The organism is Paenibacillus sp. FSL P2-0322, from assembly GCF_037975315.1.
Taxonomy (GTDB): domain Bacteria; phylum Bacillota; class Bacilli; order Paenibacillales; family Paenibacillaceae; genus Paenibacillus; species Paenibacillus polymyxa_B.
Genome location: NZ_CP150243.1, coordinates 4,373,525 through 4,395,146 on the forward strand (window position 1 = coordinate 4,373,525; position 21,622 = coordinate 4,395,146).

Below are 21,622 nucleotides of genomic sequence, written 5' to 3' on the forward strand. Positions count from 1 at the left end.
TAATTGCATGATAAAAGTGAAATCAGAATATCTTAAATAACGTTTTTCATTACGTCGAACGGGTCGATTATGGTCAGATACTACCATGATTGACTTGTTTTTTTGCTTTCCTCTTTGCCCTAATGCCGTCTGGTGATATGAACAAGCTGATGAGATTAGAGGATAAAGGGTTGAAGGTAAAGGGTGAAAGACGAGAGATTCCCAATGACGGCAGCTATTTAACTACAGATGGTGAAAACGATGAGGAGGAATGAGCCTTTTTTCCACACAAAAAAATAATTTTTCATCCCTCCCTATCATTAGCCGACCAAAAGAATAAATTTAAAAATTAAGATGACTTTTAATCTAAGCCTGAGAGGAAGAAATATGTGGTTAAAAAAATTATACAGCTAATAACATACCCTACTTTAGATGAAGATGATCGTGTTATAGTAGCTGCTCTGAAGTTATTAAAAAATGATTGTAATTTAGAAGAATTAGTAGCTGACTACTTTGCTCAACTTGTTAGTATGATTCCTCTGGTTAAAGAACAGAGTACAAAGGCACTTTTAATCGAAACAATTGTGGAATCTCCAGAATTCGTTAACGACGATACGATACTGGACGAATATGTGAAACTTATATCAGAAGGTGCGACTAACGTTCATGAGGCGGCAAGATGTCTAGGTGCATTTACCGCCTCCGGCTCTACAAACAATCAGATATTCTTACAATTGGCCAATAAATTAAATAATGAATTTGCCGTTGAAATACTAGTTTCAATGGGACGTTCTAATTGGGGAGAAATCCCTCATTACCTAGAAACATTTGCCCAAGAGGTTCAAAAAGCACAAAGGATAAGATATCGTTCAGGAATAATTGCAGCCTTTTTATTAATTGTTCATCCTCTGTGTTCTGAATACGCTCATGTCAGTTCGTTATCTTTTGGATATCCATTTACTGAAGCAGCTGTGAATGATTGGGCGTGGGTAACTCCAAAAAATACAGAAAATATAGTACAAAAGAAAATAGTAACCTCAAAAGAAGCTGACGTATTGGTGAAATTAGGGGGATTATTGCGATATAATAAAGATTTGAATTTAAACGAAATTGCAAAGCTCTACACCGATTTTTTTGAAGATAAGAACCCATTTGATGTTATTTACACTCTACCAAAATAAAAACATAGCGCCAAAGAAGTCACTGCGAGAGTTGTTTCGTTTTGTATAGAACACGCCCCTATCTTTCCCCAAAAACAATGACTTAAGATCCCTCCCCATCTGAACGCGTTTGACTTGCAAGAGTAAATGTTCGAAGAATACAGCGCTGGTTAAGTACGGGCACCAAAACAGATAAGTAACGTTCATATTGATATTGAAGAATAGGAGGATAATTAAATGCTTATAATAAAGGCTTTAACAAAGATGTATGACGATTGGGGTGAAGATATAGACGACTTCTATATTACTTATAGTATAGATATCGGACCCAGTGAAATAAATGGAGCATCAGACATGTTTTCATTTGAACTAGTAAGTCCTAAAAGGTTAGATAGAATGACAGATCAAGGTGATATTATTATCGGTCATGGTCATTTTATAGCAAAGGACTTTAATGAAAATACACTTAAAGCCACATTAAATCGTATCATTAATAAATGCGCAGATAATGATATTAATAAGGCATACAAAAACCTATCTGCATATTTTCGCTGGGAGATGGATGAATAATTAACAATATCCCTAGAAGCCAGATTTATATTTAGCATCTACTTTAGGGGACGTGAGTTTGGTTCGGTAAGCGACCAGTATATTGCTCAGACTAAACCACCGTTGAACAGTTTAGATAAGCAGTTTAGATAAGCAATTTAAAAAACAAGCGAAGGCTACGATCGAAGCAGCAATTGAACCGAACAGAAAAGCATATTTTCACTTTGAAGGTAAGCCCGATGACAGAGTGTTAAAACAACTTAAAGAATATGCCGAAAGATAGGGTGTAGAAATAATTATTGATACTAAGCCCCTAATACCATAAGAGGATGAGTAGAAATGTTTGAGTATCACGGGTGGGTAACCATCAGAGAAAGTTCCTCATTTGAAGATGATGATGAAAAATTATCGTTAATTATTGAAGATATACAAAACTTTTTGAATGAATTGGATTGGTCTTCTGGTGTTCTCGATTTAAGAGCTGTAAATGGAGATTATCAACTCTGGATAGCAGGTCTTAACAATCATAAACCTGCTGCTAAACACAATCCAATAGAAGTATTAAAAAAGGTAGGGGAGTTAGCCCCAGGATCGTATGGAGTTTTATATGTAAGGGATAGTGATGATATGAAATTATTTAATGAATTTAGGGTTCATGCGTTAATTCGAGGTGCACTGACTGAACATACGGACCCCTTCTTGTCTCCATTCATACCTAAAGTAGAAGATGACTATGAGGATTGAAATGTTTTAAAACAGAACGATGGATTTCCCCCAGACAGTAAAACTAATCACTACAACCAACAAACGCAACATAAAAAGCAAAAAATTGATAAAAGCTCAAAGGCTTATTCCAACTTAAATCTATGAGTAGGGATAAGCTTTTTTTCTAAAGATCTAGCTGATTTATATACACACAGTTAACTCAATAATAGATTTTACAAAATATTGTCGTGATCACGATCACGGTTTAGACTGTAAATTTAAGTTAAAATACAAACAATTTTAAATTTATTTCAGCTGAAACCAAAGATACTGTGATCGATCACAAAGAAAAAACAAGGAAGTGTACAAAGATGAAAAGAACTGATTTACCTCTTGTCTATTCTTGTTCTGGATGTTCCTCCGCAGCACAAACCGCTAACATGATCGCTATACAAATGGATCGAGAAAAAGTCGCTGAAATGTCCTGCATAGCTGGTGTTGGTGGTGATGTCAAACCCCTTGTCAGAACAGCAAAATCGGGACGTGACATCATTGCAATTGACGGCTGTCCCTTGTCCTGTTGCAAGAGTTGCTTAGCAAGACATGAGGTTCAACCCAAATACCATTTCCTACTGTCTGACTTCGACGTACCCAAGATAATAGGAGAAGATCCTAACCCCGATCATTATAGGAATGCTTACACACAAATCTTAGAACAAATTGGACAATAATTCTTAGTCAAAATTAAGGTGTGTATCGAAAGATGGCTCACCCATTTTTTTATTCCTTTGAGGTGTTGGTACAATATACAGTAAAAGTATAGTTGGCTCTTATTAACAATATAAGTAAATTAGTTTTTACTGGTGGCTCCTATCGCATCTTTAAGGGGCACCAGTATTTTTTTACTCCCAGTTTAATCCAGAGTCATTTTTTAAATTTTTAAGTAGCTCATTTGCAACATCTGGCAAATCGTTTTCGAACACTTTTCTTACAAGTACTATACATTTATTCTCTTTTTTTAATTATTTTCAGATAACTAAGGTTCCCCCTCCTATATTACAAGCTCCCCCGCTCCTTGCTGCCTTGTAAAATTACTCGTCGTTACCATCCAAGCAACACAGCAACTATGTACCTGCTTACCAGCCTTGAGTTGGAGTAGTATACCATTCTCAACATCACGTTTCCAGCATTTGCACTGAACGGCGATTTTATAGCTCTCTTTGCCTTTGAGAATTACTTTGCATAATAGCGAAGAGCCTAAAAATAAACGTAATGATGAAATCAGTGAATATCACAATATGACAACAGATGTTATATTATACTTGATTGAAGTTAAGCAAAGGAGATGCTTATGATGAATCAAGAACCAAATCAGCAATTAGGTGAGATTATTGAACAGTTCATACATTCATATATTGCAGAAAATAACAATATTCGATCCCGAAAAGTAATCAACACTGCAGATGAGGATACAATAGCTCATTTAAGGGAAATTGGTTTTCCGAAAAAAGGAAGACCGATACAAGAGGTCGTCGATGAAATGAGGAAAAACGTCTATCCTCACCAAACCTTCATGCAACACCCTCGCTTTTTCGCATTGGTTCCTGGTCCAATGTCTCTTTACTCGTGGTTAGGAGATATCATGACCAGCGCTTATAATACCCATGCCGGAAGCTGGATGCTGAGTTCGAGCGCAAGCCTTTTAGAGGGGGAAGTGATCCGGTGGATGTGTGACCAAGCTGGATATCCCAATACTGCTGGAGGCTTATTTCTGTCGGGCGGATCGCTGTCGAATTTGACCGCTTTAGCGGCTGCACGCAATGCAAGGTTATCCGAGCAGGAATATGCCATTGGAACTGCTTATGTTTCAGATCAAACTCATTCATCGGTCGCCAAAGGGTTACGCATCCTCGGATTCCGTGGTGATCAAATCAGAAAGATTCCAAGTGATAAAAATTTTCGTATGGATGTTTCAGCCTTAGAAAAAAAAGTAATGGATGATCAGGCGGCTGGCATGAAGCCTTTTGCGATCATTGCCACGGCAGGCACAACCAATACGGGAAGCATTGACCCGTTGAACGAAATTGCTGACCTATGTGAAAAACATAACATTTGGTTACACGTGGATGGAGCTTACGGTGCATCGATTTTGGCTTCTTCGAAATATAAGCCCCTTTTGAGCGGGATATCGCGTTCAGATAGCATCACCTGGGATGCACATAAATGGTTAATGCAGACATACTCCTGTAGCGTAGTTTTAGCCAAAGAAAATCAACAGCTTAGAAACTGCTTCAGCACACATCCAGAATATTTGAAAGATGCCGAGACTAATGAAGAATATATTAATTATTGGGATCTGGGCCCTGAATTAACGCGGCCTGCTCGAAGTTTGAAACTATGGGTGACACTACAGGCTTTAGGAACTAATGCTGTCGGTGAAGCCATAGAGCATGGAGTTCAACTCGCAGAATGGGCTGAAGATGAAATCAAAAAACATAATCATTGGGAAATTGTATCCCCCGCACAGTTAGCGATTGTTAATTTTCGATATGCGCCAACTGGATTATCTGAGCAAGAATTAGATTCACTCAATAAAAGGATCTCCCAAGAAATGATGACAAACGGATACGCCTCTGTGCTTACGACACAACTTAATGGAAAAACTGCTCTCCGAATCTGTGCAATTCACCCAGACACTACGGAACATGAGATAAGGAATACAATTCAGCTTTTATCGAATATAGCACGATCATTGAATGAGACAAAAGCCTTTTTGTGATGAAAAATCTTGAAATGAAATGCTACGCTTTCTGTAAATGAATAAAAATGCTCAACATCACACAAATAAGAGGGGCTCGCCGCCTCTCTTTACTGTTTCCTAAACATCTTCCAAATTATTTGCCATTGTGCAATGCAGTAACAATGAACAGCACTCAATCCTAAAACGTTTTTTTGAATGCAGGAACATATTCAAGTTGCTCTTAAATCCTCATTCATCAATGCTTCTCATCTATATATCACTACCACGCACTCCACGTGTGTCGAGACTATGGAAAGGATATACCCCCTATTACCACCTGAATTTTCATAAAGCAACCTGTTCTGAGAAAGAACCAATGTAGTATACATTCGAGATGATAGAGAGATTCTTGCAAACAAGCCCGAATTATTGGAGCAGTGGTCTAATGCAGAGCAAGTAGGAGAAAATTTATTTAAAACTAAAGAAGGACAAACTATCACTGCTCCAAAGCAAACATGCGACCTAACACAACCTATCTCAATTCACGGAGGGTGAAAAATGAAACGAAAATATTTTTATAGAACGGCTGTATTATCCCTTGCAGTTCTTGTGAGTTCTATATTTGGAACCTCTTCTTATAACGCTAATGCAGCACCGATTAATCACTCTATTCATGTCAATGGAACCTCTTTGCTCAAAGTGAATGATTATGACGTTTTGTACTGCACGCCGATTGGTCCCTACGTTAATGAAGAAAAACGTCTCATGGTTCCGCTTCGTTCCGTTGCCGAGCTTCTTGGCGCAAAAGTTGATTATAACGGTAAACTTCAGGAAGCAAAAATCAGGTGGAGGTCAAATGAAATTGTGTTTCAAAAGGGAGCGAAAACATATAAACTGAACGGTACTCCAGCACAGATGGACACTCAGCCCGAAGTGATTCAGGATGCCTTTGTCATTCCGCTTGGGGTATTAGTGAGAAGTATGAATATCCCGTTTGAGTACATGAACAACAAAGTAATTTTAAAAGATCTTGCTTTTGACCAAAGCAAGATCTTTCAAAAAGTAATAGAACTGGATCGAGGAAGATCCATTGTTGACAATCCTTCTGCACTGGATATTCAAAATTTCAATCTTGTGGAAGAGAAAAACTCAGCAAGCGAAACCAGAGGGAGTATCACAGTGAGTGGGTTAAATCGGACAGGCTCCACGATTAAAAAAGGGAAAGAAGATTTGCACATCATTGGCTTCTTTAATCAAACGGTGGAAATGGATGCAGATTTCGCGTCTGTAGATATCCCGGATCGAAAACGTCCAAAAGTTAATCAGGAAGGTCGCGTGTCTCAAAGTCTGTCGTATCTTAAAATAAATGACCCTTTGCAGTATATACTAGCTGCCGGAAGAACATTACAAACGAAGAATGAACGAAAATAGTAATATTCCATTGGACTGAGGCCTTTTAGTTTTGCCTGCAACCTCATTATTTTAAATAATAGATGTATAGGTTTCAATATCCTTCTTCAGTTCCTCAAAGGTCCACCCTATGCCTTAAATTTTTCATATCTACATTAGGTCTACAATTAAAAGTGATTAAAAGCAAAAACCCGCTCAGTGAGCGGGTTTCAGTATAGAGACGTGGAGAGTTGAACCCCTGTTCAAAACTTTCTCTGCTATTCATTAAAACATTGCTCCTCAAGCCTTATGTACCAGACTTAAGGAGCAATTAGTTTGTTACCCATTCCCAAGCAATCAAGTATTATTTCTTAATGTCAACATGTAATGTTCCATTGATCTTAGTTGTATTTACTGTAGCCCCCAGAACTTCTGAAACAAATCTAAGAGGAACCATAACCCGATTTGGATATGGCGGCATAATGGGAGCACTCGGCATCATCTTTTCTTCATCGTTCATGTATGCAACTTTGTGCCACCAGAATTTCTATTACATCATTTTAGCAGATAGTCACTTTAACACTTTTCATCAAAAAAAGTTATTGCATTTATTCTCCACTAAAGCTTTTAGCCCATTCAGCAACCCTACGACTACTTTCTTCTTCTGACAAATCCTCGATTCTGGTCATAATAGACCATCTTACTCCGCAAGGATCCAATATACTTCCGAATCGATCACCTGAAACAAAGTTTGTAACTGGTTCCCTTACTTTCGCTCCTCTTGCTACCGCATTTTCAATGACCTGATCAGCATTCATGACGTAAATTCCGAAAGAATAACACGCATTGTCTTCATCTGGCGGCAAGACCAATTGATATGCCGGATTCGCTGCTCCCAGCTGCAAAAAACCATTTCCAAAATCTAATTCCGCATGAACAATTATTTTATTGCCATTCTCATCAGGATATTCAGTAATATCCTTAACCCTTGCATTGAAAAGCGTTGTATAGAACTCTATTGCTTCCGAAGGATTCTTCACTGTAATAAAAGGGGTAATAGATGTAAAGCCGTTGGGCATTCCATTCTTTGTATATTTACCTGACACTCCCGTATATTCTCTGCTTTCAGTCATTTTAACTCCTCCTTTAAATGATCGTAATAGTTCAATTTTATGCTTATACCTTCATTGGATTGAATTCATCAACTCATAGTAATATTTGGATTCACGTGTTTTGTTAAGACTATACCAGGCTTCTAATGTTTTTGAAGAAAACACACCCAGAGCTTTTAAGACATGTACAGAAAACTCCAACGGAGCTGTTCCAGATGCAGTGATCAGTTTTCCATCCGTTACAGCAGACTCCACTTTGTAATAATTTTCGCCCGTGTAGTTGGGACAGATCATTTTAAGGTATTCCAGATCATTGCTTGTATGCCAACGTGAATTCAGCAATCCTGCCTGGGCAAGTCCCATGGTAGCACCACAAATCGCTGCAACCCATATCCCTTCCTCTAAACACCTCTCAGCTATTTTTAAGATGGGTTGGTGAATGGTTTCTGTCCATGTATCTCCACCGGGTAAAATCAATGTATCTGTGCTTTCAATTTTGCACTCATCCAGTTTGATATCTGGCAGGATTTTCAATCCGCCCATTGTAGTTACAGGGGTCTTTTCCATTCCCACGGTAACTATTTTTGATGGGACCAGCTCCTTTTTATAATATCTCCCCGAGTTCAGTTCGGCAGTTAAATAACCTATCTCCCAGTCTGCCATAGTGTCAAACACATAAAGATATACCGTATTATTCATTTGCAAGTTCTCCTTATTTTATAATTTATCGAGTGTTACCAGCCCTCGGTAATCCATGATTATCCTCATTATAAAAAAGCTTCACTGACATCTACTGTCAGTGAAGCTTTTAACGTTGATAATATTCCATTAACTCCGACGCAACAGCAACAAGTTTTTCCTTCAAACTCTGTGGTTCGATGACTTGAATGGATTTCCCGTAGGGTAGGAGTAAATAAGGGACATATGTATGAAGTGATTTTTCCTCAAGCAAAAAGATGGCTTGATTGGATGTCCGCTCTTTTAGATGATGCCCCAAAAACCAATGCAGACATAAGTCATCCAATGCCTCTGACCTGCCTCCGATAGTTAAAGAAATTAAACTGTCCTTGCCCACTAAATCAGGTAATAGATTTTGCATAAAAAATTCACGGGCTGAAAAAGCTTCAGAACGCTTAAATATGATTGGAGTACGCTTGATTTGTAGAATTCGATCTGCCCGAAAGCAACGGATCTCATTTCTTAGGTGACAAAATGCAACAGTATACCATTTATTGTTCCAGTAGACCATTCCATAGGGGTCTATCACCCTATTCTTGGGTTGTTCTTCATGGCTTGTGCGATAATCCATTTCTACAGAGAATTCGTTGGCTATAGCCTGTTCTAATTCCGCCAATACCGGCTGAAGAGAAGGGTCTCCCATGCGATTAATAACTTCAAATCCGGCTAAATGACGGCTAAGTATACTTTCCTGCTCTTGATTCGAATACATTTTCAATTTTGATGTCGCATTGTCTAATGCCTCACTCAAAGGGTATCCAGCTTCTTTTGCAAAAATAGCAGCATGAAGGAGTGCCTTTTTTTCCTCAATATCAAATAGCAGAGGTGCTCTGATAAAATTATTCAGCAGGCTATACCCGCCATTATGACCTGTGTCGGATATTATAGGCACTCCACTGGCACATAGTGCATCAATATAACGATAAACTGTCCTTATATTTATTTCTAACTTTTCGGATATTTGTTTTGCAGTCATCTTTACGCCCGAATTCAGCATCCATAGAATGGCCAGCATATTATCGTTTTTTGGCATAACATGAACCCTCATCTTTCATTTAAGCTCAATCTTATATATATCTTTTTATACTCCCTCTTACCACCTATTATATACTTTTTTCCACCTTATACTTCCCTCTCATATCTTCTAATTCCAGATTTACACATAGTAAATACCACTTCCAATGGTTCATTCTGTAAAATAAATCTCTCTTTTAACCGATAAATACATATGCTGGATTTATCAATAACCACACATTACTAGCTGGGAATCTCATAATAACATTTACCAAAAACAACTATAGAAGGAGACACCTATGGAAAACATCGTGACGTACGGTCATATCGAAATCATGCCTTATGAGTTCGTCCGCCTTCATGAACTTAAAATCTTAAAAACAGTCAATGACCATGCCCGAATGATCTGTACAGGTATCATTTCGGAGAAAAATCGAGAGCTGTACGTACGTGCTTCGGATGAAGAAACCCAGGTCAAAGCTTTTGTTACGGACAAAAATGACAATCGACAGCCCCTTTTTCGAGGCATTGCCTTGGATGTGGAGGAAAAAGTCGTTCACGGGGTCCATTACCTGACCGTCGAAGCCATATCTCATACCTACGAGTTAGATATTAAGCGGCATCAACGCTCTTTTCAGAACCCCAAGCTCACCTATACGGGTCTGATCGAAAGTATTGTATCTGATTATTCCAAAGCCGAAGCCATGGATGTTGTATCCCATAAGAAGCCCATCGGTACCTTTATCATGCAATATGATGAAACCGATTGGCAATTTCTGAAACGGATGGCTTCGCACTTCTACTCTCCACTCATTCCTGCGGTGGGCTATGGAGTGCCAAAGTTTTATTTTGGCCTGCCTATGGGACTCAGCAAAGGAGAAATTAAATCTACGAATTATAAAGTAACCAAACGAGTAGCTGATTTCCAGACCGCCTCAGAGAATCATATCCCCGGCGTACGTGATGCTGATTTTATCCAATATGAAGTCGAGACGGAGAAATTGCTGGAGCCTGGCTACGAAGTGACCTTTCAAGGCCATAAACTGATCGTAGCTGAGGTGCTAACGGAGATGAAGGATGGGGTGCTGACCCATACCGCCAAGCTGTCACCACGAAGCGGCTTACGTCCGATTAAAGACTACAATCGCTCCATTATCGGCGCTTCCATTCATGGCAAGGTACTGAGCGTTCGTCGGGACAAAGTACGCGCCCAGCTTGACATGGACGATCAGCAAGATCCGAACACGGATTACTGGTTTCCCTACTCTACCATCTATGCATCTGCGGATAACACGGGCTGGTATTGTATGCCTGAAGACGGGGACAGCATCCGTATCTATTTCCCCAGTTATAAGGAAGAAGAGGGTTACGCGATCAGCTCAGTCAAAAGAGAACCACAACCTTCCGGGGGAAAATCTACTGCTACTTCTGGACATGCCACAGCTTCTGCTTCGTCTGCTGGATCAAAGTCTTCTTCGGCACTGTCTGCGGCAGCTCCTGCGCCAGATCGAATGGCTGACCCTGCCATTAAGACGCTGCGAACCAAATACGGCAAAGAAATCATGCTCGCTCCGGATCAAATCGTTATTTCTGGCAATGGCATGTCCATTGTCATTAACGATAAAACAGGCATTGATATTGTAAGCGGAAAAAATGTGAGTATTAGTGCGGCTTCGGATATTGTTATGAGTTCTGGTAACATCCAGCTTTCTGCCGGAAAAATTGAGTTGTCTGGTAAAGGCAATACCATTACGCTGGATGACAAAACGACCTTCTCCGGTACGGAAATCAAGATGAACTAACGGGAGGTTAGTAGATGGATAAACAAGCAGCGTTACAGCATTTTAAGGAACATCATTTTACACCCTTACTGGACATTCAGTTGGACATGCTGGAAGCCATGTTTCATCGCTACCAAGCTCAACTAATCTTCGATTTCAAAGAATCGTTTAGGGATTTGTGTATACACATTTTGAGCATGCAGCAACAAGGTCAAAAAGATCCCATTGGATATATCCACTACTCGTTTTTGCGTACTCAGATGCTGGAGCAAACCTACCTGTATATGGTCGAGGCTTATTCTGCTGAATGGTACGAAGATGATTCCGATTGCAAATTAACCTATGACGCTTCATGGGCCTATGCACCGATGAGTACCATGTTGGAAACCTTGGAACAGGAACGAAAAATATATATGGGGACGATTACTTCTGTGGACGTTGAACGAATGATGCTGGAATCCGCTCCTTTTTTCCACCAGTTTGTGAACTCCCTCCTGCGCTTAGGAATGGCAGAAGTGGTTCAAATGCCTGAGTATCTCGCCATTCATAAAGCTGATCGTGTAGCTATCCGAACGGGCGAGTACAAGGATATCAGCGAGAATCTATATGTCGAAGATCAGAAATCGCTTCTTGCAGATCAAGTGAGAGAGCAATTGATACATTCCAGTGAAGAAGAACCCTATGTTTACGAAAACCTAAAGCGGCTCTCTCTTCCCCACATTCACCTGATGCAAAAGGATTTGCGCTATAACGATTTTAGCCACAGTGACTTACGGGAAAGCCAGTTTCACAGCTGCATATTGATCGGAAGCATTTGGCAACGAGCGAATCTGGCAGGAAGCAGCTTTCAGGGATGCCTCCTGACCGACACGGATTTTAGATATAGCGATTTGAGAGGTGCTAACTTCAGCAGTGCCAGCGGACAGCCGCATCGGGAACATGGAGTTCGTGTGCCGGGGCTATGTGGACTTCGTTTTGAACACGCCAACCTGGATGGGGCCGATTTTACAGATGTACATTCGTTTGAACATGTGTGTTTTGAGGGGGCTACAATGCAAGGAACCCTTGTCCCGCGAAAGTACCAACAGCATTGGAAACTAAGCGAAGCACAGCGTCAATCTATTGTGTGGACGGAATAAGGAGGAATGTGTATGCGCCATTATTATGTGCTGGTCGATGATCATCGTATTTCCCGAAACATTAAACCGATGAATTTAGACCTTTTTAAAACGCCATTTGTTGGCATGCCTCCGGCTCAGGTTTTAGATGTTCATGCGACAGAAGATGCCGAGTACACGGACTGGCTACCGTTTTCACCCTCACAACCGCTATTTTCCGATCCTATGAAACGGATTCTAGAACTATACAATACACAAGCTCGTTTTAAGCAGTTGTATATCGTGAACCGGGAACCCAGCCGTCAGGAGCTATATTGGATTCCATCTGTTACCTCCGTGGATGGTATTTCGGAACAGACTGAATTTTATCCGCATGATCAAACCCTGAAACGCCTTGTGCTGGATAGTCAAAAGGTGAATGGACACCATTTTTTCAGACTCTCCAACGTGAGGGAACCTTATTTCATCATTAGCTTAGAGGCTGCTGAAAGTTTGCTGCGACGGAGTTTGAGTGGTTTTCGGCTACAAAAGCTAGAACTCTTATAAGGAGGTTCAACCTTGACGGAGCATTGGGATGAATTTTTTTTGAAACTGCATCATCAACAAACGTTGAAAGAGCAACTAAGTACAGCGGAAAACGATGAAAGCTGGATGATGATATCTATTGAAGCGGCGATGGAGGGAATTTTGAAAGGCTCACTAACCCTACCGAATGAACAGGAAATTCGATTTCAAACCCTTTCTGTCTTTGAAAATCAACACACCATTTCCCTGCCTGACTCTCTTATTCCAGAAGTTCGGGCTGGACAGACGGTAGATCCGTCGAAAAGCTTCGTTGTTCAGGACAAGCTGGGTGGAATCCTGTTAGGTCTGCACCAAAGCAGGCAAGAACTGGACCCCACGCAAATAGAAATCTATCAACAGCAGATGATTGAGCAAACGAGTCGCGCACAACCAAGTATGAAGCTCGTGGATGAAAAGGCTCTTTCTATTCATGATACCGTCATTGGTTGTTATGAAGCTATTTTTCTAGTTTCCCCCTCTCCCTATTATCAGATTGTCTTTGTGCGTTCCTGGCATGGCAAGGCTGTGATCGGAAGTTGCCAATTTAAGCTGGAGGATGCTCCCCTCTGGGTTCCCTTAACCTATGCCATGCTGCACACCGCAACATGGTCGGAGCTTTCTTGATTCTATACCTTTTATTCAAGGAGGTACTTGTATGTTTTTACCTTTACTTATTAAAGCTCTGGCTCAAGGTGCACTCAGTGGAGAACATTCTTATGTGGTGAGAGGAGCCAAGTTACAGTGCAGTCAAGGCACAGACCCTGGTGTGCTCAATATGATGTACAGCCACGGTGTTTTCATTAAAGATAAACCCGTTCTGAACGTGGACGATGCCATTTGTGGAGCCAATATTAGCAAAATCAATGCTTTTGGATTGTGTAAATTGAAGCAGGGTCTTCCCTGTGAACCGGAGATTGCGTTTGGGTCCAAGTGGACAGGCGGTAAGGAAGACGTATTGATTGAGGGGGCACCTGCCCTACTCAACAATTCTACCTTAATGTGTAGCTGTCAAGGTGTACAAGAGGCGATATCCTCCTTTTTTGGTGCAGACAGCACGGGATCAGGTGGTGGAGGTATCATCTCCATTACTGATGACGGACAGGATGGTTGATTTTATCAAGCAAGGAGATTAAGGATGAACATCGTAGCGAAAGACCGCTTTACCTATCACCACTTACATGTCACTTGGCCCTATGGCAAGCTGCGTCTTCACAACGTCCATATGAGTCACGAGCTGGGAGAGCATGCTAGACTGGTGATCACGGGTAGTCTAGAAGCCGATCAAGCAGACACAATCATTACCAAAGCAAGCAGTGACGACGAAGTTGAGCTATGGTATTCCGATGCCAAAGATCAGAAGCATCCCTTATTTATGGGACAACTATACTGCTTAGATGTGGAGCACAGACATCAGGAGATCGTGGTAACTCTCGACGTCATTTCTCATAGTTTTAAACTGGATACGCAGCTCAAAAACCGCTCCTTTCAGCACATAAACCAGAAATATGTTGAAATCGTCGACGCAGTGCTGGCCGATTATAAGGGCTCGGACAAGATTGATGAAGCTTTTGAGAAAAAAGCGACAGGCCAGTTTATGTTGCAGTATCAGGAGTCAGATTGGACTTTTTTAAAACGGCTGGCTTCGCATTTGGGAGCCCTTCTCGTCCCAAATATCGTTTCACACCACGCACAAATTTGGATCGGTATTCCGCAAGCCAGACAGCATATTCATTTGAAAGAGGTTCCTTTTTCGTTGCAGCGCAAGATTGCTCCCTATCTGGATCAGGAGGCGAACGGCTGGAGATCTGCCAGCATCGGAGATTACACCCGGTATACCTTTGAGTGGGATCAAATGCTGCAATTGGGAGATGAAGTCGAACGCAATCACGAAACCTACGTCATCACCAAACGTGAAGGACAGTTGATTCGCGGTTTGGTTACTTGGTCGTATGAATGCGCCCTGTTGGCGGGCTTGAAGGTCCCTAAAATATATAATCGAACGATCATTGGCGCCGCTATTGAGGGGAAAATATTAGAGGTCAGCCGGAATCAGGTTCGATTGCATCTGGATATAGACGATCAGCAGAATCCCAAGGATGCCCAATGGTTCCCCTATTCTGCTGAAGGTAATCAGGTTTGGTATCTGATGCCGGAAAAAGGTGCGCAGGTGAAGCTGTATTTTCCAAGTGCTGACGAAGACGATGCGATGGTCATACAATCGGTTCGAACGAAACCATCCAGCGTTGCTGTCCCTTCATCTCACGCAGCTCAAGGTGCCGTGGTCGAATCGCCTGCAGTACGCCACCAGCGTAAAACGGCCGATCCCGGGGTCAAATCCTTTGCGAATCCGCAGGGAAAAGAAATTTCCTTAGGGAACTCCGAACTGTCGATGAGTGCTCAGGAAGGATCACTATACATCTCCATGAATACCCATAACGGTGTCAGCCTGAACAGCACCCAACGTGTACAAATTCAAGCCACAGGCAGTCTTAGTCTTTCGGCAGGTAGCATCCTGCTGCAAGGAACCAACGGCTTACACTTAAATACGACAACCGATACGTTGGATCTGGAGCAGGAAGTTAACAGCGTGAGTTCAGAAATCCAGCTTAAAGCTTCCCTCCATCAATACTACCCAGAACCGATTTTGTCTGACTTTGAGAAGCAAGTCGCTGAAAACGGAATCCAAAGTGTGCTCGGAGCACGCGTTAAGGAAAATGTAGGCGCCACGCTCAAGGGAGAATGGGATGCGGGTATAGAGTTTTTAAGCGGGGTATGGGACTCAGTTGTCGATATAGCGGATATGGGGACCATGGTAATGACTCCTTTCGTTATGCCGGGAAATTACACTGGTAAAGGTTTTCTGGAGCGCAATGAGACGCTCGAGGGTATTAAGGGCGGTGCGAAGTTTGGCTGGAACTATATTGCCGATTCATTCCAAGGGAAAAAAACAAAGAAAGATGTAGTTCACGACCTTGAAACCGTGTGGGACGGCATAAAAAGCATACCCGATCCGATTGAGCGAAAATTGAATAATTTCTTCCCTAATCCATTGACCGATACCAAACAGGAAAGTTACGACGCAGGATATGACAGTATCAAGGCCGTTGAACGTGTAGCAGATATTTATGGGTTTGTCAAAGGCGGCGCAAAGTTAGTTAGAAAGCTGGGTAAGTTGGGTAAAGAAGAAGCCTCCTTATCTAAGGGACTCAAGGAAGCTGAAGAAAGGAAAGCTGGTAAAGGAGGGACACCGGGGTTATTCGGAGATTCAGCAAAGGCCGACTCTGCTCTGGCCAAAGTTGGAGATGGAAAATTCAAAACGAATGCCATCCGTTTTCCAACCAATTTTGAATCCTTGGGGAGTTACTTGCAAAGTGTAGCTAGAAAGATGAACATCCGTATAACTAAAAGGTTACCCATTTTCGAAACTGCTGGAGGTCATTATCGGTTTCATGATCCTGGTCCTGACGTCCCACATTCTAAAGGTTCCGGTGCAAAGATTTCGCCTGAGAGACAAAAACAGATTGATGCGTTAGAATCAGGAGAGTATACAGGTAAGAGCACTAAGGGGACGGGAGAAGTTCCAAAGTTTAAACTTACTGAACCTTCTTTACCAAAGGGTGGCAAACCTAAAGGGAATTATGGAGAAGGAGATTCCCATGGAATAAAGAAGCAAAATGAAACAGCCGATGTATTGGCTGATAACGGCTATGACATTGAGATGTTAGATGAAATTGATGGTGGAAATGGTCATGGCATTGCAGAAGGGTCGAATCCAGATTTTCTAATCGAAGGAAATGTATTTGATTGTTATGCACCAAAACCAGATGGAAAGATACAAAGTATAATTAAAGAAATAGCAGGAAAGACGAAGAAACAGTCTGGAAGAATTGTTTTGAACATAGACAACTTTCCAAATGAAAAAGTTACCGAAATTATCGAAACAATTTTAAGAAAAGCAAATCCGAATGGAGATCTAAAAAGACTAGAAGAATTAATTCTAGTGAAGGATGGAAAGATTACAAGAGTGTTTGGAGGTTAAAAGTGAGATGGACTGTACGTTATTCTTAGTCTCAAATTTAGATAAAGAAACACTTAAAAGCATAATTTATGAAATAGTATGCGATACAGTTGAAGATAAAGTAACTAACTACGAAGATTTTTCTCGTCTTAGCTGTAAATACTTCACACTTGATATTGAAACAGAAGATATTATTAGTATTGATTTTTTAAGAGAAGAATATGGGATGAAAATTAATGCAGAAATTGGGATTCAATTATTCGGGAAATTATTCGAGGAAGGATTAGAAGTATTATTTAAAATTTTCGGTAATATTTTAATGGTTTTTAATCCTGACATGGTGTTTGTGGAAAATGGTACAGATCAAATATTCAGAAAAGAAAATGCTACTGTAATCATAAATACAAAGCTAGATCAATACCAGAAAAAGTATCTATCAAACAAGATAATTACTTCACTGCGATACCCATATATTTTCGAACAGTTATCAAACTGAAAGCAGGATATAGAATGCTTGTTGGATATGAATCCACTCGAATCATGAACATTTTAAAGGTGGTGGGACTACCAAATGACGAATGAATCCATCATTCAACCAATAACACATATAAGCCATGTAATACCCGTATAAAGATTCCTCTATTTCGGTTGTAGGCACATCAAATGCTTTAATTTTATAACCTGAATAACGCTATTCCGTTACATCTAACAGGTTAATTATGGTCAGATACCACCATAATTGACCTGTTTTTGTTATCTTCGTTTTTTTCTTGCGTTTTTTCAAATTTACTCACAACTGTAGAATACGCCGATAAAATAGCAATAAATCGCATCTTTTAGGATAGGCACCGCCACTATTAGAGTAGGGCGGCAAAAACGAAAGATTTTTCATACGTCCGCAACTTAACGGAACATTTCAGCGATTCTTACAGCGAAGAAAGAACTCTGCTGACGAACAGTTGACATAGAGCAGGTAAGGATACGTTCTAGGCTCGCCTTCCTGACTTCATAGCCGCCGTGCGGCGGTGTAATCAAAAACGCATAAGGCAGGGATTGAAATGACAACAAGAGCGAGTGATTTCGTTTTGATTCAAAACCGCCAAGTCGCTAACGAGTACATGGACAAGGTAAGTCAAGATAGCGAGTTCACGTCACTTCATAAGGGATTTACCAAAGTGCCGCTTAAAATCCATCGTTGTTATGGCTTGAGCCAGTATGAGAAGCTGATACTGGTCGACCTTATCGCTTATATGAGCGACAAGGCTCAGTGTTACCCCACCTATGAGATGATTGCTCGAAATGTCGGGAGTAGTTAAAAAAAGCTTAAATCTATGTTTTTTCTACTTTCATTTATGTATTCCCCATCAACTCAAACTAAACTCACGCAAAAAATACACCCTCTAGCATTCACCGGATAAACCAAGAGGTTTGATCCAATGTCTACACTAGGGGGTGCTCTTCTATTCAGGCAAATTTTCTTTACCCCTTAACCGACCCGGCCGCAATCCCTTCCACAATCCGGTCACTCATGATGAGGAACACGAGCAAAATGGGCAAAATGCTGATCATCAATGTAGCTCCGATAGCTCCCCAATCGGTCGTATATTGTCCGATAAAGTTCTGGACGCCTACGGTCAGTGTTTTGTTTTCGTCCGAGCTGATGAACGTATTGACGAAAATAAACTCATTCCAGTTATAGATCATGTTAATAATAGATGTCGTTGCCATGACGGGGGTTGTCATGGGCAGTATGATCCGAAAGAACATCCGGTTGACAGAGCAGCCGTCCATAACGGCCGCTTCTTCCACTTCACGAGGCAAGGCGTAATAGAAGCCCAGCAAGATCATCATCGTTGTCGGCAGATTAAAAGCAACATACGACAGGATGATGGAGAGTGAAGTGTCTGTTAAATGCAGTTTGAGAAACATACTGAACAACGGAATCAAGGTAGAATGGACCGGAATCATCAGTCCGACCATAAAGAGCCCGAGGACCAGTTGGCTTCCTTTCCACCGCATACGCGTAATAGCAAACGTTACAAAGCTGGCTAGCAGCACCGTCAACGCCACGGATATGACCGTAATCCACACACTATTGAAAAAGTACCGCCCGATGTTGCCGCTGGTCCACACATTCATATAGTTCTCCCAATGCGGCTGGGACGGGAGTGCAAACGGCGGAAGGTTAAACACTTCCTGATTATTTTTAAGCGAGAACAGCATCAGCCACACCAGCGGTAAAAGCTGCGTCACCGCCAAGATGATTAAAATGATATACAAAGCGGCATAACCGACCCGAGTTAACATTTTGCCGCGGGTAGCGACTCCAAGCGGATAGTTGGCGGCTGCCTGGGTTTTCATATCCGTTCCTCCCTCTTTCTGTCCTTTGTTCCCTCATCTATTTGCATGACCGTATTATGAATACTGGATGGTTTCACTTGTGGCCGTAACCTTACGGATCAGCCACGTAGCGATCAGACAGATGAGCAGCAGGGCAAAGGCTGTAGCGCTGCCGTATCCAAAATCAAAGCTGCGGAATGCCTGGTGGTACATGTAAGAGGCCATCACTTCACTGGCTCCATTCGGTCCACCGTCCGTCATGACGTAGATAAGGTCAAAATATTTGAGCGAGCCGACAATCGACAATATGATCGTAACGTTAATCACCTCGCGCAGCAGGGGCAATTTGATACGAGTCGCAATCTGCCAGGGGCTGGCCCCGTCAATCCGGGCAGCCTCCATCAGCGTTTCGGGAATGTTTTTCAGCCCGGCATAGTAGATCAGGATATAAAAGCCTGCATATTGCCAAATAATCGGGATAAACAAGGCAATCAACACCAGAGACGGATTAGCTAACCATTCAGGTGGGTTGTGAACGCCGACCGACACCAGTAAGGAATTGAGTACTCCGTTCGTTGGATGATATATTTTGAGCCATAGCTGTGCGATCGCTACAGAAGACAGCAGCATGGGAATCAGATAAATTTTCCGCAGCAGATTCGCTCCCTTGATTTTCCCTGACAAAATCATCGCAATGGCCAGATAACCGATCAGACTAATTCCTGAAAACAAGGCCAGCAGCAGCGAATGCCATGCACTTTGCCAGAACGCTTTGTCTGTAAACAGATGTTGATAATTGTCCAGCCCCACAAAAGTCATAGAGCCAATTCCATTCCACTGATTCAAGCCGTAATAGCCAGTCAGTACGATGGGTACATATATAATAGCGAATAGCAATAGTAGAGAAGGCAATACATATAGAGCAATGACGAGCTTATTCGACATGACCTTTTCCACGGTCGGACCTCCTTAGGTGGTCAATTTCAATTTCCTTTCTCGATGGCAGCCTTATGCTGGTCGGCAAATTGTTGCGGTGTCACCGCTTTACCAAACAACGCCTGAATCATATTCAAATGCACCTGCGCTGCATTCGGCTTCATCTGTACATCGGCGAACAATGTAATGCTGCTAGCTTGATTCAGTCCGTTCAGCAAATCGACATACAGCTTGGGCAAATTTTCTTTGGAGGTGTCCACTTTCGTCGCCGGAATAACGCCTGCCTGTGTGACCGATTGTTCTCCCCATTTGACTACGAAGTATTCAACGAACGCTTTGGCCTCTTCTTTCACCTTGGAATTTTCCGAAACGAACAAGCCTACTCCCGGACCTCCTACCCAACTGTTCTCGTTGCCCTTGCCGCCTGCAACCATCGGGAATTTAAAGAAGCCAATTTGATCTTTAAATGCTTGTGGGATTGCGGGATTGGTCGTAAAATTCGGCAATTCCCAAGTAGCCATCAAATACATAGCTGCCTTGTCGTTCATAAACTCGGATTTTCCCTCATCATTGGACAAGCCGTTAAATCCTTTGTTAAAGGCATTCATATCCACAAGCGTCTGGACTTCGGAGGCCGCCTGAATTAAACCAGGGTCATCGAACGATCCTGAGCCGTCAATCGCTTTTTTCAGCGTTTCGTTACCCGCTATACGCTCTGCCAGATACATGTACCAGAGTGAGCCGGTCCAGCGGTCTTTATTGCCCAATGCAATCGGTGCAACTCCATGATCCGTAAGTGTTTTCACAACCTGCTTAAACTCGTCAAATGTCGCAGGTACCTTCAAGTTGTATTTTTGGAATATGGCTTTGTTGTAATAAATAGGTGTAATATTCAATTCAATCGGAAGCGCATACGTTTTGCCATTCAGCGCATAAGCTTCGGTCGTTCCCGGTACAAATTTGTCCTTCAGCTTGGAACCATTCAACAGGTCATCCATCGGTGTAAATAATCCACCTTTAACGTAAGGCTCCATAAAGCCCGCTGCCCAGGTGATTCCGATATCCGGCAATTCATTGGAAGCTGACAGCACTTTGAGTTTGTTTTTGTATTGTTCATTTTCCAGCACTTCCTGCTGAATGACGACATTCGGATGATCCTTTTGGTATTGATCTATAATCTGAGTCACAAGCTTGCTCTGCTGTGCCGAGCTTCCCTCTGGCCACAGGTGCATCATTTTGAGTGTAACCTTTCCCCCTTCTCCACTGGAACCGCCTTGACCATCCTTACCAGCACTGCAACCGGATAGCACCAGCATGAATGACAGCAGCAGGGTCAACCCAGCAAACCATTTTTGATGTGAGCGCTTACGTAAACCATACTCGTTGGACATCGTTAGACCTCCGTTTGTTGTAATTATATTTTTTGTAACCGTTATCATTTGTAAGTTTAGCACTCCATTCCTGCTTCCAACAGGGTAC

Annotated in this window: 24 protein-coding genes; 16 read left to right on the forward strand and 8 right to left on the reverse strand. The window is 41.8% G+C overall.

Annotated features, from left to right (window positions below):
• Positions 1–122: 122 nt before the first annotated feature.
• From MKY24_RS19260 to MKY24_RS19285, 6 genes are all read left to right on the forward strand, one after another.
• Positions 123–254: a hypothetical protein gene (locus MKY24_RS19260; protein ID WP_256703624.1), complete on the forward strand. Its 132-nt coding sequence runs from the start codon at positions 123–125 to the stop codon at positions 252–254.
• Between the two features lie 114 nt (positions 255–368).
• Positions 369–1,160 (forward strand): hypothetical protein, encoded by a 792-nt coding sequence (locus tag MKY24_RS19265; RefSeq protein ID WP_076157491.1) that lies wholly within the window; start codon positions 369–371, stop codon positions 1,158–1,160.
• Positions 1,161–1,376: 216 nt separating this feature from the next.
• The gene (locus MKY24_RS19270) at positions 1,377–1,709 is read left to right on the forward strand and encodes an Imm8 family immunity protein (protein ID WP_076157494.1); all 333 of its coding nucleotides are present in this window, start codon (positions 1,377–1,379) and stop codon (positions 1,707–1,709) included.
• 172 nt (positions 1,710–1,881) lie between these two features.
• The gene (locus MKY24_RS19275; protein WP_256703629.1) at positions 1,882–1,971 is read left to right on the forward strand and encodes a hypothetical protein; all 90 of its coding nucleotides are present in this window, start codon (positions 1,882–1,884) and stop codon (positions 1,969–1,971) included.
• Positions 1,972–2,027: 56 nt separating this feature from the next.
• Positions 2,028–2,432 carry an Imm7 family immunity protein gene (locus tag MKY24_RS19280; protein ID WP_023989764.1) on the forward strand — a complete coding sequence of 135 codons (405 nt, stop codon included), beginning with the start codon at positions 2,028–2,030 and terminating at the stop codon, positions 2,430–2,432.
• Between the two features lie 332 nt (positions 2,433–2,764).
• A complete protein-coding gene (locus MKY24_RS19285; RefSeq protein ID WP_076157497.1) occupies positions 2,765–3,124 on the forward strand; it encodes a putative zinc-binding protein in 360 nt (119 codons plus the stop codon).
• A gap of 320 nt (positions 3,125–3,444) precedes the next feature.
• On the opposite strand, the gene MKY24_RS19290 is transcribed toward MKY24_RS19285, so the two are convergent.
• Positions 3,445–3,678 (reverse strand): restriction endonuclease, encoded by a 234-nt coding sequence (locus tag MKY24_RS19290; protein WP_081326432.1) that lies wholly within the window; start codon positions 3,676–3,678, stop codon positions 3,445–3,447.
• Between the two features lie 66 nt (positions 3,679–3,744).
• On the opposite strand from MKY24_RS19290, the gene MKY24_RS19295 reads away from it, so the two are divergent.
• On the forward strand, positions 3,745–5,172 hold the full coding sequence (locus tag MKY24_RS19295; protein WP_339200661.1) for an aspartate aminotransferase family protein: 1,428 nt from the start codon (positions 3,745–3,747) through the stop codon (positions 5,170–5,172).
• A 519-nt stretch (positions 5,173–5,691) separates the two neighbouring features.
• On the forward strand, positions 5,692–6,564 hold the full coding sequence (locus tag MKY24_RS19300) for a copper amine oxidase N-terminal domain-containing protein (RefSeq protein ID WP_220025760.1): 873 nt from the start codon (positions 5,692–5,694) through the stop codon (positions 6,562–6,564).
• 322 nt (positions 6,565–6,886) lie between these two features.
• Here MKY24_RS19300 and MKY24_RS19305 read toward each other — a convergent pair whose 3' ends face one another.
• The 4 genes from MKY24_RS19305 to MKY24_RS19320 form a co-directional block, all read right to left on the reverse strand.
• Complete coding sequence (locus tag MKY24_RS19305) at positions 6,887–7,042, reverse strand: stalk domain-containing protein (RefSeq protein ID WP_071558401.1); 156 nt, start codon at positions 7,040–7,042, stop codon at positions 6,887–6,889.
• Positions 7,043–7,130: 88 nt separating this feature from the next.
• Entirely contained in the window at positions 7,131–7,655 is a 525-nt protein-coding gene (locus tag MKY24_RS19310) for a VOC family protein (RefSeq protein ID WP_339200664.1), read from the reverse strand.
• Between the two features lie 51 nt (positions 7,656–7,706).
• Positions 7,707–8,333 carry a type 1 glutamine amidotransferase family protein gene (locus tag MKY24_RS19315; RefSeq protein WP_339200665.1) on the reverse strand — a complete coding sequence of 209 codons (627 nt, stop codon included), beginning with the start codon at positions 8,331–8,333 and terminating at the stop codon, positions 7,707–7,709.
• 109 nt (positions 8,334–8,442) lie between these two features.
• Positions 8,443–9,405 (reverse strand): YafY family protein, encoded by a 963-nt coding sequence (locus MKY24_RS19320; RefSeq protein WP_339200667.1) that lies wholly within the window; start codon positions 9,403–9,405, stop codon positions 8,443–8,445.
• 280 nt (positions 9,406–9,685) lie between these two features.
• Here MKY24_RS19320 and MKY24_RS19325 point away from each other — a divergent pair, with 280 nt between their 5' ends.
• From MKY24_RS19325 to MKY24_RS19360, 8 genes are all read left to right on the forward strand, one after another.
• The gene (locus MKY24_RS19325; protein WP_023989773.1) at positions 9,686–11,188 is read left to right on the forward strand and encodes a hypothetical protein; all 1,503 of its coding nucleotides are present in this window, start codon (positions 9,686–9,688) and stop codon (positions 11,186–11,188) included.
• Positions 11,189–11,202: 14 nt separating this feature from the next.
• Positions 11,203–12,306 carry a pentapeptide repeat-containing protein gene (locus tag MKY24_RS19330; RefSeq protein ID WP_023989774.1) on the forward strand — a complete coding sequence of 368 codons (1,104 nt, stop codon included), beginning with the start codon at positions 11,203–11,205 and terminating at the stop codon, positions 12,304–12,306.
• Positions 12,307–12,318: 12 nt separating this feature from the next.
• Entirely contained in the window at positions 12,319–12,831 is a 513-nt protein-coding gene (locus MKY24_RS19335) for a hypothetical protein (protein ID WP_023989775.1), read from the forward strand.
• A 12-nt stretch (positions 12,832–12,843) separates the two neighbouring features.
• Positions 12,844–13,473, forward strand: a complete 630-nt coding sequence (locus tag MKY24_RS19340) for a hypothetical protein (RefSeq protein ID WP_023989776.1) — start codon at positions 12,844–12,846, stop codon at positions 13,471–13,473.
• A gap of 31 nt (positions 13,474–13,504) precedes the next feature.
• Positions 13,505–13,960, forward strand: a complete 456-nt coding sequence (locus MKY24_RS19345; protein ID WP_023989777.1) for a DUF4280 domain-containing protein — start codon at positions 13,505–13,507, stop codon at positions 13,958–13,960.
• Positions 13,961–13,984: 24 nt separating this feature from the next.
• On the forward strand, positions 13,985–16,888 hold the full coding sequence (locus tag MKY24_RS19350; protein ID WP_339200670.1) for a contractile injection system protein, VgrG/Pvc8 family: 2,904 nt from the start codon (positions 13,985–13,987) through the stop codon (positions 16,886–16,888).
• The gene (locus tag MKY24_RS19355; protein ID WP_144390592.1) at positions 16,857–17,363 is read left to right on the forward strand and encodes a hypothetical protein; all 507 of its coding nucleotides are present in this window, start codon (positions 16,857–16,859) and stop codon (positions 17,361–17,363) included. The genes MKY24_RS19350 and MKY24_RS19355 overlap by 32 nt, the downstream gene beginning before the upstream one ends.
• Positions 17,364–17,952: 589 nt before the next feature.
• On the forward strand, positions 17,953–18,183 hold the full coding sequence (locus MKY24_RS19360; RefSeq protein WP_279835740.1) for a hypothetical protein: 231 nt from the start codon (positions 17,953–17,955) through the stop codon (positions 18,181–18,183).
• A 163-nt stretch (positions 18,184–18,346) separates the two neighbouring features.
• On the opposite strand, the gene MKY24_RS19365 is transcribed toward MKY24_RS19360, so the two are convergent.
• The 3 genes from MKY24_RS19365 to MKY24_RS19375 are packed head-to-tail and all read right to left on the reverse strand — an operon-like array spanning position 18,347 to position 21,534.
• Positions 18,347–19,228 carry a carbohydrate ABC transporter permease gene (locus MKY24_RS19365; RefSeq protein ID WP_076157519.1) on the reverse strand — a complete coding sequence of 294 codons (882 nt, stop codon included), beginning with the start codon at positions 19,226–19,228 and terminating at the stop codon, positions 18,347–18,349.
• 54 nt (positions 19,229–19,282) lie between these two features.
• Entirely contained in the window at positions 19,283–20,164 is an 882-nt protein-coding gene (locus tag MKY24_RS19370) for a sugar ABC transporter permease (protein WP_338532733.1), read from the reverse strand.
• A gap of 26 nt (positions 20,165–20,190) precedes the next feature.
• A complete protein-coding gene (locus MKY24_RS19375) occupies positions 20,191–21,534 on the reverse strand; it encodes an extracellular solute-binding protein (RefSeq protein WP_339200672.1) in 1,344 nt (447 codons plus the stop codon).
• Positions 21,535–21,622: the final 88 nt, after the last annotated feature.

Excerpts from the sequence above, each read along its gene's own strand:
- MKY24_RS19260 (WP_256703624.1), top strand. The coding sequence starts at position 123 with ATGCCGTCTGGTGATATGAACAAGCTGATGAGATTAGAGGATAAAGGG.
- MKY24_RS19270 (WP_076157494.1), top strand. The coding sequence starts at position 1,377 with ATGCTTATAATAAAGGCTTTAACAAAGATGTATGACGATTGGGGTGAA.
- MKY24_RS19280 (WP_023989764.1), top strand. The coding sequence starts at position 2,028 with ATGTTTGAGTATCACGGGTGGGTAACCATCAGAGAAAGTTCCTCATTT.
- MKY24_RS19285 (WP_076157497.1), top strand. The coding sequence starts at position 2,765 with ATGAAAAGAACTGATTTACCTCTTGTCTATTCTTGTTCTGGATGTTCC.
- MKY24_RS19295 (WP_339200661.1), top strand. The coding sequence starts at position 3,745 with ATGATGAATCAAGAACCAAATCAGCAATTAGGTGAGATTATTGAACAG.
- MKY24_RS19300 (WP_220025760.1), top strand. The coding sequence starts at position 5,692 with ATGAAACGAAAATATTTTTATAGAACGGCTGTATTATCCCTTGCAGTT.
- MKY24_RS19305 (WP_071558401.1), bottom strand. The coding sequence starts at position 7,042 with ATGAACGATGAAGAAAAGATGATGCCGAGTGCTCCCATTATGCCGCCA.
- MKY24_RS19310 (WP_339200664.1), bottom strand. The coding sequence starts at position 7,655 with ATGACTGAAAGCAGAGAATATACGGGAGTGTCAGGTAAATATACAAAG.
- MKY24_RS19315 (WP_339200665.1), bottom strand. The coding sequence starts at position 8,333 with ATGAATAATACGGTATATCTTTATGTGTTTGACACTATGGCAGACTGG.
- MKY24_RS19320 (WP_339200667.1), bottom strand. The coding sequence starts at position 9,405 with ATGCCAAAAAACGATAATATGCTGGCCATTCTATGGATGCTGAATTCG.
- MKY24_RS19325 (WP_023989773.1), top strand. The coding sequence starts at position 9,686 with ATGGAAAACATCGTGACGTACGGTCATATCGAAATCATGCCTTATGAG.
- MKY24_RS19330 (WP_023989774.1), top strand. The coding sequence starts at position 11,203 with ATGGATAAACAAGCAGCGTTACAGCATTTTAAGGAACATCATTTTACA.
- MKY24_RS19335 (WP_023989775.1), top strand. The coding sequence starts at position 12,319 with ATGCGCCATTATTATGTGCTGGTCGATGATCATCGTATTTCCCGAAAC.
- MKY24_RS19345 (WP_023989777.1), top strand. The coding sequence starts at position 13,505 with ATGTTTTTACCTTTACTTATTAAAGCTCTGGCTCAAGGTGCACTCAGT.
- MKY24_RS19350 (WP_339200670.1), top strand. The coding sequence starts at position 13,985 with ATGAACATCGTAGCGAAAGACCGCTTTACCTATCACCACTTACATGTC.
- MKY24_RS19355 (WP_144390592.1), top strand. The coding sequence starts at position 16,857 with ATGGAAAGATTACAAGAGTGTTTGGAGGTTAAAAGTGAGATGGACTGT.
- MKY24_RS19365 (WP_076157519.1), bottom strand. The coding sequence starts at position 19,228 with ATGAAAACCCAGGCAGCCGCCAACTATCCGCTTGGAGTCGCTACCCGC.
- MKY24_RS19375 (WP_339200672.1), bottom strand. The coding sequence starts at position 21,534 with ATGTCCAACGAGTATGGTTTACGTAAGCGCTCACATCAAAAATGGTTT.